The sequence below is a fragment of the Rhodococcus sp. P4_C10 genome (assembly GCF_056402135.1).
Genome location: NZ_JBFUHZ010000009.1, coordinates 93,192 through 104,405 on the forward strand (window position 1 = coordinate 93,192; position 11,214 = coordinate 104,405).

The following is an 11,214-nucleotide window of genomic DNA, read 5'->3' on the forward strand; positions in this document are numbered from 1 at the left end:
ACCCGTTCCCCTTCGGGGCGCCCGCCCGACACCGGCGCCGAATGCGGACAACTTAAACGACCGCACGGGAACCGAGGGGGCACAGTGGTCGAGGTAACACCCCGCCCCCGCGGGCGGCGCCGCGGCAGGCCAGGTCAACCCGCTAGTCACCCGCGAATATCACCCTCGCCGTCACCCGACCGCACCGCGGCAACAGGCAACGGGCGTTCAGCCACCGAGCACCGAGGCGTCCAGCTCGGCAACGGACGCGAACCCGGCCAGCCCGAGGGTCACGTCGAGGTCCGCCAGCAACACCCGAAGAGCATGGCGCACACCGTCCTTGCCCGCCAGGCCGAGCCCGTACACCCAGGGCCGGCCGTAGAGCACCGCGTCGGCGCCGAGCGCGAGTGCGGTGACAACGTCGACGCCGCAACGGATCCCGGAGTCCAGCAGCACGTCCGCCCGCTCCCCCACCGCGGCCGCGACCGGACCGAGCGCGTCCAGGGCGGCGATCGCCCCGTCGACCTGCCGGCCGCCGTGGTTGCTCACCACCACGCCCGAGGCGCCGGCGTCGACCACGGCTCGGGCGTCGTCCGGGTGCACGATCCCCTTTACCGCGATCGGCAGGTCGGTCCACTCCCGCAGGCGCGCCACGTCACTCGTCCGGATCGAGTGGTTGCCGAACATCGACACCCAGGTGAGTACCGCCATCTGCATGGCCTCGACGCTCTCCTCCGGCGCGACGGCCAGCCGGGAGCGGAACACCGGGTCGGACAGGTAGTTCGCAATTCCCTTGCCCTGCAGGAACGGCAGGTGTCCGAGTTCGAGATCGCGTGGACGCCAGCCCATTCCGGGGGTGTCCGCGGTCAGCACGATGGCCTTGGCGCCGGCCGCGGTGGCCCTCCGCACCAGCGACTCGGCCACCTCGTCGTCCGACGGCCAGTACAGCTGGAACCACCAGTTCTCCCCCGACACCGCGCCGACCCGCTCGATCGGGGTGGACGCCGCCGTGGACAGCACCGAGCCGATGCCGAGTTCGGCCGCGACCTCGCCGACCGCCAGCTCCGCGTCCGGATGCACCAGCTCGAGCACCCCGACCGGCGCGGTCAGCACCGGTGCGGCCAGCCGGGTGCCGAGCACCTCCACGCTCAGGTCCCGCGCATCCGCCGCGGCGGTCCCGCGCAGCATCCGCGGCACCAGGGCGTGACGGCCGAACGCCGCCACGTTCGCCGCCGCGGTCCGCTCCGTCGACGCGCTGCCCGCGATGTACCCGAACGCCTCCGGCGACAGGGTGGTGCGGGCGAGGTCCTCGAGTCCGGCCGCCGTCATCGGGAGCGGCGGCACCGCGCCGCTCAGACCGGCGAAGTAGATCTCGTTCTGCAGGTTGCCGAAGTTCGTCACCGGCGTGACGGTAGCCGCTGACCCGGCTCCTGCGGGACTGTTGCGCCTACCGTGTCGCGGGGCGCCCACTCGGCTAGCGTCGACACATGCGTGCAATCACCTACTCCACCCCCGGCGGACCCGAAGTGCTTGCCTGGACGGAGGTTCCCGACCCCAGCCCCGGTCCGGGCGAGGTGCTCATCGAGGTCGCGGCGACCGCCGTCAACCGCGCCGACATCGTGCAGCGTCGCGGCTACTACCCGCCGCCGCCCGGCGCCAGCGACATCCTCGGACTGGAGTGCTCCGGCACCGTCGCCGCGCTCGGCGAGGGCGCGGAAGGCTGGTCCGTGGGCGACCGGGTCTGCGCGCTGCTCGCGGGCGGCGGCTACGCGGAGCTGGTGACCGCCCCGGCCACCCAGCTGCTCCCCGTGCCCGACGGCGTGGATCTCCACGCCGCCGCCGCGCTGCCGGAGGTGGCGTGCACGGTGTGGTCGAACCTCGTGATGATCGGGGGCATGCGCGCCGGCCAGTTGGTGCTGATCCACGGCGGCGGGGGCGGCATCGGCACCCACGCGATCCAGGTGGCCGTCGCGCTCGGCGCCACCGTCGTCACCACCGCCGGCTCGGCGGGCAAGCTCGCCGCCTGCCGCGAGCTCGGCGCCGCCGTCACCGTCAACTACAAGGACGAGGACTTCGTCACGGCGGTGGCCGCCACCGGCCGCGGCGCGGACCTGATCCTCGACAACATGGGCGCCGCCTACCTGGGCCGCAACATCGACGCCCTCGCGATGGACGGGCAGCTGTGCGTGATCGGCATGCAGGGCGGGCGGGTCGGCGAACTGGACCTGGGCACGCTGGTGGCCAAGCGCGGCCGGGTGTTCGCGACCGGCCTGCGGGGCCGGCCGGCGACCGGCCCGTCCGGCAAGGCGGAGATCGTCTCGGCGGTCACCGAGCAGCTGTGGCCGATGATCGCGGACGGCCGGGTGCGGCCGGTGGTGCACACGGAGCTGCCCATCACCGACGCCGCGGCCGGGCAGCTGCTGCTCGACTCCCCCGACACGGTCGGCAAGGTGGTGCTGGCGGTGCGGTGACTGGCCTCAGCCGAGGGCGGAGACGGCGCGCGCCAGCTGGTCGATCTCGTACCGGGTGGTGTACGGCGCCAGGCCGACGGTGACGGCCCCGCCCTCCTCGTTCACCCCGAGGGAGTCCAGCAGCCGGCTGCCGCGTCCGCCGACCACGGTGCCGATCCGGTTGGCCGTGAAGTGCTCGGAGACCTTCTCCGCCGGGACACCCGCGACCGTGAAGCTCAGCGTCGGGACCCGACTGTTCGAGGTGCCGATCAGCGTCACCTGCGGCAGCCGGCGCAGCGACGCCATCAGGTGCTCGAAGATCCGGTCGTGGTAGTCCTGCAGCGAGCTGATCGACGTCTCGAGGCGCTCGCGGCGCGACCCGCTCGCGGTCTCGTCGAGCCCGGCGAGGTAGTCGATCGAGGCGGTCAACCCGGCCAGCATCGCGTACTGGTGCCCGCCGATCTCGAGCCGCTCGGGGCCGCGGGCCTTCGGGTTCAACGACACCGCTGGGATCCGGTCGATCAGGCTCGGGTCCCGGAAGACCAGGGCGCCGACCTGCGGACCGCCCCAGCTCGGCGCGTTCACCGCGAGGACGTCCGCCCCGAGTTCGTGGATGTCGACGTGCGCGTACGGCGCGGCGGCGATGGCGTCGACCACCAGCAGCCCGCCCATCTCGTGGGCCCGGTCCGCGGCGACCCGCACGTCTGGTGCCGACCCGACGATCGGCGAGGCCGCCGTCAACGCGACGAGCCGGGTGGTCGGCCCGATCAGTTCCGCGAACTGCCAGCTGGGCAGCTCGCAGGTGTCGATCTCGACCTCGGCCCAGCGCACCTGCGCGCCGTACCGGTTCGCCACCCGCAGCCACGGGGCGACGTTCGCCTCCTCGTCGAGGCGGGAGAGCACCACCCCGGTGCCCAGGCCCAGTCGCGAGCTCAGCGCCTCCGCCAGCCAGGCCAACAACGTGGACCGCTCGGGGCCGAGGACGACGCCGGCGGGATCGCCGCCGACCAGGTCGGCGACCGCCTCCCGCGCTGACTCCAGGATGGCGGCGCTGCGCCGCGCGGAGACGTGACTGCCGGTGTGCGAGGACCCGGCACTGCGGAAGGCGGTGGACACCGCCGTCGCGACCAGGTCCGGATGTTGCATTCCCGCCTGGGGATCGAGATGGATCCAACCGTCACCGAGCGACGGGATGAGGCCCCGTACCCGGGCGACGTCGTAAGCCATGCCCGACAGCCTAGAACTTGGGCGGCGTCCGGGTGCCAGTGGGACCGGTGCTATGTGAGAACTCACAACAACTTCCGCGCTGGCACGACGCCGTTTCCGGTCCCGGCCCCGGGCACGGGCTTAGCGGAACGCGGGCAAACCCGACAAGATGGAGCCCATGACTTCCCCGGAGAATGAACACGTCGTCGTGATCGGACCCGACGGTCAACCCGCCGGCGCGCCCACCGCCGACGCCGCACAGGACGCCGCGGCGAAGGACCCCGCCGCCAACGGCAAACCGGCCGCGGCCAACGGCGAGTCGGAGGAGACCCTGGCGGACATGGTCGAGCAGCCGGCGAAGGTGATGCGCATCGGGACCATGATCAAGCAGCTGCTCGAGGAGGTCCGGGCGGCCCCGCTCGACGACGCCAGCCGCGCTCGGCTCCGAGAGATCCACAGGTCCTCGATCCGGGAACTCGAACAGGGGCTGGCACCGGAACTGCGGGAGGAGCTCGAACGGCTGACCCTGCCGTTCAGCGACGACTCCGTGCCCACCGACGCCGAGCTGCGGATCGCGCAGGCGCAGCTGGTCGGCTGGCTCGAGGGACTGTTCCACGGCATCCAGACCGCGCTGTTCGCCCAGCAGATGGCGGCGCGGGCGCAGCTCGAGCAGATGCGGGGCCAGGGCGCCCTGCCGCCCGGGCTGGGCGGTCCCGTCCACGGGCACGGTCAGTCGAACGCGGGCACCGGCCAGTACCTGTAGGCCCTCAGGGGTACAGCATCCGGGCCAGCGCGGCCTTCGCCACGGTCTGCCGCTCGACCACTTCCTCGTCGTACCCTCCCGCCGACGGCCGTGCGGGCACAGCCGCAGAACCGTCGTACACGCCCCACCGGGAGCCGAGGTCGGCGAGCGAACCGTGCTTGACGTCGTAGTAGTCGGACTCGGCGGACAGGACGACCCCGGAGGCGCCGGCGGCGGCCGCGAGCAGTGTGGGTGGAACCGCGTGGAGATCCACGCCTGCCCGCTGCGCGCCGGCAGGCCGTCGCGCCACATCTGGGTGAACGGCACGAAGTGGGCGCCGGGCAGGAGGTGCTCGATCCGGTCGAACACCGCACGGTCGACGCCCGGGATGCCCTCGATCACCGTCGCCTGCTCGCCGCGCACACCCCACTCGGTCAGCAGTGCGGCGGCCCGCGACGCCAGCTCGTCGGCGCCGTCCGCGCCCTCCTCGCGCCCCGCGACGCCGTCCATCAGGTCCGACTGGATGCACAGCACGAACTCGCGCTCGGCGGCCGGACCGGTGTCGTACACCGCCGACGGCAGCTCCGTCAGGTGCAGCCAGGCGTCGTCGCCGCTGACCCCCACACCCGGGCGCGACGCGTCGAGCAGCGCGAGCGACGAGGTGTCCCGGACATCGAACACCGTGAACTCGGCGGCCAGGGACCGCAGCAGGGCCGCCCGGGCCGTGTTGCCGACGGGCGTCAGGCCCAGCCCGGACGCGTACGCCACGCCGCCGGTGCGCGCGGCCGCCTCCGCCGCGATCGCCAGCAGCGACAGGTGCTGCGGCCACACCGCGTTGACGTAGCCGCCGCCGAGCAGGTGCACCGTGGTCGCGGTCTGCAGCAGTTCGATGCCCACCGCGACCGGGCACACCATCCCGGGGTTGCCCACCGCCCGGCGCACGAACGCAGCCGCCTCCCACGCCGGCAGGTGCGCGGTGTGCGCGCACATCCGCCACACGGTGTCCACGACGGTCAGCCGGGGGTGCAGCCCCCGCAGCAGCACCGCGGCCTGGCCCGGCGTGTGACAGTCCAGCACGACGTCGGCGTCGGGGCGGACCCGCGCGAGGTGCGCGAGCCAGGCCCGCGCGATGAACTCGTCCCCGTAGTTGGGGGCGCCGCTCGGGGCGATCAGGTAGATCAGCTCGCGGTCCGGCGGGGGCCGACCGGCGGACGCCGCCCCGTCCTGACCGGCGTCCGGGAGCAGGCTTGCGGGGTCCGAGATGAGACGACGCAGGCGCGGGAAGGTGGGCATACCCCGCAGGGTACGAAACCGGGCATCGCGGGCGGCCCGACGGGTTCGGTGGGTTCGGTGACCAGGGCGGTCGGCGGACGCTAGTACTGTGGTCGCTTGTGCATCAGCCGACCGTAGACATCGCGAGCGAATCATCGCCGGCCTCGGACTCGCAGACCTTCCGTCGCGCGTTCAAGGACATGCGTGACGGCTTCGCGCAGCGCGAACTCTGGCTGCACCTGGGCTGGCAGGACATCAAGCAGCGGTACCGCCGGTCGGTGATCGGCCCGTTCTGGATCACCATCGCGACCGGCGTCCAGGCGGCCGCGATGGGCCTGCTGTACTCGGCGCTGCTCGACATCCCGCTCGACGAGTTCCTGCCGTACGTGACGGTCGGCCTGATCGTGTGGGGCCTGATCAGCGCGTCGATCCTGGAGGGCGCCGACGTCTTCGTCGCCAACGAGGGCCTGATCAAGCAGTTGCCGTCGGCGCTGAGCGTGCACGTGTACCGGCTGGTGTGGCGCCAACTGCTCTTCTTCGCGCACAACCTGCTGATCTACGTGATCATGCTGGTCGCGTTCGGGGTCTGGCGGAACCTGACCTGGCCGGACCTGGCCGCGATCCCGGCGCTCGGGCTGATCGTGCTCAACTCCCTGTGGGTCTCCATCGTGTTCGGCATCTTCGCCACCCGCTACCGCGACATCCTGCCGATCCTCAACAGCCTGACGCTGCTGCTGTTCGTGCTGACGCCGATCATGTGGACCACCGAGTCCCTGAAGAACCAGGGCGGCGAGGCCGCCGAGCGCGTCAAGCTGGCCGAGCTGAACCCGCTCTACCACTATCTCGAGATCATCCGCGCCCCCATGCTCGGCAAGCCGCAAGAGGCGTACCACTGGTACATCGTGCTGGCCATCACCGTCGCCGGCTGGGCCTTCGCGCTGTTCGCGTTGCGCAAGTACCGGGCCCGCGTGCCCTACTGGGTTTAGGGGTCTGACCATGATGACACTGGCGAGCGAAGCGACGGCGGGAAATGGGCGGCGGGGAAATGACTGAGCATGTGAGCATCGAGACGCACGGAGCGTGCGTCGACTTCCCCATTTTCGACGCCAAGTCCCGGTCGCTGAAGAAGGCGTTCCTCGGCAAGGCCGGCGGCTCCATCGGCCGCAACGACTCCGACGTGGTGGTCGTCGAGGCGCTCAAGGACATCACCCTCTCGCTCAAGGAGGGTGACCGCGTCGGGCTGGTCGGTCACAACGGCGCGGGCAAGTCCACGCTGCTGCGACTGCTCTCGGGCATCTACGAGCCGACCCGGGGCAGCGCCCGGATCCGGGGCCGCGTCGCCCCCGTCTTCGACCTCGGTGTCGGCATGGACCCGGAGATCTCCGGGTACGAGAACATCATCATCCGCGGCCTGTTCCTCGGCCAGACCCGCAAGCAGATGCTCGCGAAGATGGACGAGATCGCGGAGTTCACCGAGCTCGGCGAGTACCTGTCGATGCCGCTGCGCACCTACTCCACGGGCATGCGGGTGCGCGTCGCGATGGGCGTCGTCACCAGCATCGACCCGGAGATCCTGCTGCTCGACGAGGGCATCGGCGCCGTCGACGCGGAGTTCATGAAGAAGGCCCGCATCCGGCTGCAGAAGCTGGTGGAGCGCTCCGGCATCCTGGTCTTCGCCAGCCACTCCAACGAGTTCCTCGCGCAGCTCTGCGACAGCGCGATGTGGATCGACCACGGCCAGGTGCGCATGCACGGCGAGATCGAGGACGTGGTGCGCGCCTACGAGGGCCCGGAGGCGGCCTCGCACGTGGCCCGCACCATCCGCGAGATCGCGGCGGAGAAGGCCGGCGTCGCCCGCGGTGGGGACGAGTGAACGCCGCCGCCGAACCGCGCATCGCCGGGGTGGTCGTCACCCACAAGCGTCGTGAACTGCTCGCCGAGTCCCTGACGGTGCTCGCCGGGCAGACGCGCCCACTGGACCACCTGGTGGTGGTGGACAACGCCGACGAGGCCGACGTCCGCGAGCTTGTCGAGGGTGCCGGGATCCCCTGCACCTACCTCGGCTCCAAGCACAACCTCGGCGGCGCGGGCGGCTTCGCGCTCGGCATGCTGTACGCGCTCTCCCTCGGCGCGGACTGGGTGTGGCTCGCCGACGACGACGGCCGTCCCGACGGCCCCGACGTGCTCGCGACCCTGCTGGACTGCGCCACCCGGCACGGGCTGGCCGAGGTCTCGCCCGTGGTGTGCGACATCGACGAGCCGGACCGCTTGGCCTTCCCGCTGCGCCGGGGCCTCGAATGGCGACGGCTGCGCTCCGAACTGGGCGAGGAGGACCTGCTGCCGGGCATCGCGTCGCTGTTCAACGGCGCGCTGTTCTCCGCCGCCGCCATCGACGCGGTCGGCGTGCCGGACCTGCGACTGTTCGTCCGCGGCGACGAGGTGGAGCTGCACCGTAGGCTGGTCCGCTCGGGGCTGCCGTTCGGCACCTGCCTGCAGACCGCGTACGTGCACCCCAACGGCGCCGACGAGTTCAAGCCGATCCTGGGCGGCCGGATGCACACGCAGTACCCCGACAACGAGACCAAGCGCTTCTTCACGTACCGCAACCGCGGCTACCTGATGGCCCAGCCCGGCATGCGAAAGCTGTTGCCGCAGGAGTACGCCCGGTTCGGCTGGTACTTCCTGGTCTCCCAGCGTGACCCGGCCGGCTTCCGGGAGTGGATGCGACTGCGCAAGCTCGGCCGCCAGGAGCGGTTTACCCGACCGTAATCCCCTGGGCCGCAACAGGTTACGCACTGAACCGCTGGATCTGCCCCGGCGGCGCCCGGATCGGTTCCCGCCGTCCACCTGCCGACACCGCCGCAGGCTGGCAGCATGGGACGCATGCTGCATCGCATGCGCCGCAATGCCCGGCTGAAGCTGCAACGCGCGGTCGCGGAGGTGGTCCACGAGTCCGAGCGGCATCACCGGATCAAACTGGAGGACCAGCACGACCAGGTGCTGGCCGAGCTGACCGCCACCAATGGCGAACTGAGCCGGGTGCTCGGCGAACTCGCCGCCGTACGCGACCAAGTCGCCGCCGTGCGCGACCAGGTCGCCGCCGTACGTGACCAGCTCGCCGGCCACGAGCGGCGCGCCCGCCGCGACCTCGGCTACGCCCAGGACCTGCGGGCCGCCGCCGAGAGCGCCGCGTTCGTCGTCGAGAAGATGCCGCAGGCGCCCCCGTTCGCCGCCCCCCACGAGACCCTGAGGTTCGCGCTGTCGCAGGTGTCCGGGCCGGGGATGGCGCTCGAGTTCGGGGTGGCGGGCGGCACCACGCTGCGGATCGTGGTCGAGGAACTCGGCGCCCGGCCCGGCGTGACGCCGGTCGCCGGGTTCGACGTGTTCAGCGGGCTGCCCGAGACCTGGCGGACCGGGTTCCCGGCCGGCGAGTTCGCCCAGGAGTCCCTGCCCCGCGTGCCGGGGGCGCAACTGGTGCCCGGACTGTTCGCGGACACCCTGCCGGAGTTCCTCGACGCGCACCCGGGTCCGGTGGCCTTCGCGCACCTGGACGCGGACCTGTACTCGTCGACGGCGACCGTCCTCGAGCTGCTCGGGGAGCGGTTCCGGGACGGAACTGTGCTCGTCTTCGACGAGTTCTTCAACTACCCGGGCTGGCGGTCGCACGAGTACCGGGCGTGGACGGAGTTCGTCGCACGCACCGGCGTCGGCTACGAGTACCTCGGCTACACCGCCGACCACGAGCAGGTGGCGGTGCGGCTCACCGGGCGGTGAGCGGCCTTCAGCGCGGCGCGGCCGCGCACCAGCAGTGCGAGCGCACGCTTCTTGTCCCGCTTGCGGACTCGAACACCCTCCTGCGAGCTGTCGGTGACGACCGCATGCGAGAACAGCGACACGTGCCACCAATGTGCGTCGGCAGCGGAGATCGCGACGGGATGCGCGGGCAACGTGCCCCGCCACTGGGACAGCGCACGCTTGGCGAGCACCGCCCATTCCAGGCTCTTACTCGGGAAGGGTCCCGCCGGGGTGATGACCATGTCCGCGGGCCGCAGGTCCGGGACGTCGTTGCCACTGTGCCGGGCCGTCTCGCCGTACTCGGCGCGCTCACGCCGAATCGCACCCGCCGCCTCCATGCCACCGTCCTCGAGGTGACCGGGACCCTTCAGGAAGTCCTCGACTGCCTTGATCAGGGTGAACGCCATGCCGTACTGCATCGAGACGAGGTAGCGGTACAGATCAGTCCGCAGCTGCTTCGCCAGCTTCTTGCCGTCGAGATCGATGTGCATGACCGCGGTGATCATCGCGTTGCGGATGTTGAAGTAGCGATGCCACTCGTCCCAGTCCTTCCATGCGAAGTCCGCATGCCACACCGCGGCGCCCGGCAAAGTCACGGTCGCGAATCCGTTCGCGCGCGAGCGGTAGCCGAACTCGATGTCGTCCCACTGGAAGAAGAGCGGCAGCGGGTAACCGACCTGGGAAACGATCTCCGACGGGATCAGGCACGACCACCAGCCGTTGTAGCCGGCATCGACGCGGGTTTCCTGCCGCTTCTTGAGCACGTTCCGGTCGAGGAACGCATCCTTGACCTGGATCCCTGCCTGCAGCTTCTGCAGGTCGGCCACCTCGGCCCCGACGTGAACCCGGTCGGGGTGGAGCAGGTAGAGCATCTGCGCCCCGATGATCGCGGGCTCGACCGTCAGGTTCGCAAACGTGTTGAGCCGGACCACCGCCTCCGGCTCGCACAGCACGTCGTCGTCCATGAAGATGACGTTGGCCGGCTCGGACCGGTCCACCCCCTGAACCTCGAACAGGCCCCTGGTGAAGCCGCCGGCCCCGCCCAGGTTCGGCTGGGTGATGTAGACCAACTTGTCACCGAGCAGCTCGGAGACGCGGGTGAACTCGGGACGGCTCTGCACCTGGTCCGTGCCCTGGTCCACCACGTACACGGCCTCGACGTCGCGGAGCGCGACCGGATCGTCGGCCATTGCGGCCAACGTTGCCGCGCAGTCGTCGGCCCGGTTGAAGGTGCAGATCACCACGGCCGCGGGCCGGAGGGGGCCCTCGAACGGAACACTCCACTCGGCGTTCTCAACGGTCAGCTCGTCGCTCTGGGTGCTGATGCGCGCGAAGAGTGCGCCCCCGTCGAGGAATCGGTCGACCTTGGCAGTCAACGAGATGCGCCGCGACGCGCTGTTCGTGTCCACCGCCTCCGTGGCAACCGTCCGCTTGCGGCCGTTGAAGTCCGTGGCGATCAGTTCGACCGTGCCCGCCCCCGCCACGTCGGCGACGAACCGGACCTCCGTAGCGGTGGTCCAGCGCTGCCAGTAGCTGGCCGGGAAGCGGCCGAAGTAGGTGTTGGTGTCGACACTGCTCTTGCGTCCGAGGTGTGCGCGGGTGCGCTCGCGCACAACGGACCCCGTGACATCGGCGTACATGTCGTCGCTGACCAGGCTCGACGGCCCCACGAACAGGGCGCGCTGCACGGTGAGCAGACCCGGGTCGCGTGTGGGCGCCGGGGTCGGTCGATCAGTAGTCGTGGTCGTAGACGTCGACGTGCTCGTCACA

10 protein-coding genes and 1 pseudogene are annotated in these 11,214 nt (G+C 71.2%); 6 read left to right on the forward strand and 5 right to left on the reverse strand.

Annotation, left to right across the window (positions count from 1 at the left end; all coding sequences use genetic code 11):
* Positions 1 to 207 precede the first annotated feature (207 nt).
* A complete protein-coding gene (locus tag AC1DWC_RS07745; protein WP_477906894.1) occupies positions 208 to 1,380 on the reverse strand; it encodes an alpha-hydroxy-acid oxidizing protein in 1,173 nt (390 codons plus the stop codon).
* Between the two features lie 86 nt (positions 1,381 to 1,466).
* Here AC1DWC_RS07745 and AC1DWC_RS07750 point away from each other — a divergent pair, with 86 nt between their 5' ends.
* Positions 1,467 to 2,450: an NAD(P)H-quinone oxidoreductase gene (locus tag AC1DWC_RS07750; protein WP_477906896.1), complete on the forward strand. Its 984-nt coding sequence runs from the start codon at positions 1,467 to 1,469 to the stop codon at positions 2,448 to 2,450.
* A gap of 6 nt (positions 2,451 to 2,456) precedes the next feature.
* On the opposite strand, the gene AC1DWC_RS07755 is transcribed toward AC1DWC_RS07750, so the two are convergent.
* On the reverse strand, positions 2,457 to 3,656 hold the full coding sequence (locus AC1DWC_RS07755) for a cysteine desulfurase-like protein (RefSeq protein WP_072844514.1): 1,200 nt from the start codon (positions 3,654 to 3,656) through the stop codon (positions 2,457 to 2,459).
* Between the two features lie 157 nt (positions 3,657 to 3,813).
* Here AC1DWC_RS07755 and AC1DWC_RS07760 point away from each other — a divergent pair, with 157 nt between their 5' ends.
* Complete coding sequence (locus AC1DWC_RS07760) at positions 3,814 to 4,398, forward strand: bacterial proteasome activator family protein (RefSeq protein WP_477906898.1); 585 nt, start codon at positions 3,814 to 3,816, stop codon at positions 4,396 to 4,398.
* A gap of 4 nt (positions 4,399 to 4,402) precedes the next feature.
* Here AC1DWC_RS07760 and AC1DWC_RS07765 read toward each other — a convergent pair whose 3' ends face one another.
* The gene (locus tag AC1DWC_RS07765) at positions 4,403 to 4,651 is read right to left on the reverse strand and encodes a hypothetical protein (RefSeq protein WP_477906900.1); all 249 of its coding nucleotides are present in this window, start codon (positions 4,649 to 4,651) and stop codon (positions 4,403 to 4,405) included.
* Between the two features lie 344 nt (positions 4,652 to 4,995).
* Positions 4,996 to 5,805, reverse strand: a pseudogene (locus AC1DWC_RS07770) (polysaccharide pyruvyl transferase family protein); the annotation flags it as partial.
* Between AC1DWC_RS07770 and wzm the strand changes: the two are divergent.
* The 4 genes from wzm (at position 5,769) to AC1DWC_RS07790 (ending at position 9,423) form a co-directional block, all read left to right on the forward strand.
* On the forward strand, positions 5,769 to 6,635 hold the full coding sequence (gene wzm, locus AC1DWC_RS07775) for a galactan export ABC transporter permease subunit Wzm/RfbD (protein ID WP_477906902.1): 867 nt from the start codon (positions 5,769 to 5,771) through the stop codon (positions 6,633 to 6,635). The pseudogene AC1DWC_RS07770 and the gene wzm sit on opposite strands and share 37 nt — an antisense overlap.
* 59 nt (positions 6,636 to 6,694) lie before the next feature.
* Positions 6,695 to 7,522: a galactan export ABC transporter ATP-binding subunit Wzt/RfbE gene (wzt, locus tag AC1DWC_RS07780; RefSeq protein ID WP_477906904.1), complete on the forward strand. Its 828-nt coding sequence runs from the start codon at positions 6,695 to 6,697 to the stop codon at positions 7,520 to 7,522.
* Positions 7,519 to 8,418 carry a galactofuranosyltransferase GlfT1 gene (glfT1, locus tag AC1DWC_RS07785; protein ID WP_477906906.1) on the forward strand — a complete coding sequence of 300 codons (900 nt, stop codon included), beginning with the start codon at positions 7,519 to 7,521 and terminating at the stop codon, positions 8,416 to 8,418. The genes wzt and glfT1 overlap by 4 nt, the downstream gene beginning before the upstream one ends.
* Positions 8,419 to 8,532: 114 nt before the next feature.
* Positions 8,533 to 9,423, forward strand: coding sequence for a TylF/MycF/NovP-related O-methyltransferase (locus AC1DWC_RS07790; RefSeq protein ID WP_477906908.1), 891 nt, complete (start codon positions 8,533 to 8,535; stop codon positions 9,421 to 9,423).
* Here AC1DWC_RS07790 and AC1DWC_RS07795 read toward each other — a convergent pair.
* Positions 9,375 to 11,213 carry a glycosyltransferase gene (locus tag AC1DWC_RS07795; protein ID WP_477906910.1) on the reverse strand — a complete coding sequence of 613 codons (1,839 nt, stop codon included), beginning with the start codon at positions 11,211 to 11,213 and terminating at the stop codon, positions 9,375 to 9,377. The genes AC1DWC_RS07790 and AC1DWC_RS07795 overlap by 49 nt on opposite strands.
* Position 11,214 lies beyond the last annotated feature (1 nt).